Annotated in this window: 1 protein-coding gene; it reads right to left on the reverse strand. The window is 33.5% G+C overall.

Features of this window, described 5'->3' with window-relative positions; genetic code table 11:
- Positions 1-239 (reverse strand): hypothetical protein (locus tag ACSV5T_RS10320; RefSeq protein ID WP_438321088.1); only part of this gene is annotated, 239 nt, incomplete at both ends.

The raw sequence follows: 239 nt of genomic DNA on the forward strand, positions 1-239 counted from the left end.
GCAAGGGCGGTAAGCTGTCTAATTCGGCTTTGTAATATTCTTTATCCATAAAATAAGGTAGTATCCACCCATAAATACTAATAAGGTGAAACATACCAGTAGCAACTAAGTTTGGATATTTTTCCTTAACTTCATTTTCATAGCCATTCATAAAATAACGATAAATTCTTTCACATTGTAAAATCGTTACTTGCTCTAAAAGTGTGGCTAGTTGTGGGAATAAATCATCATTCCACGGT

This window comes from Veillonella sp. ZSJB6 (assembly GCF_051549505.1).
In the GTDB taxonomy this organism is placed as follows: Bacteria; Bacillota; Negativicutes; order Veillonellales; family Veillonellaceae; genus Veillonella.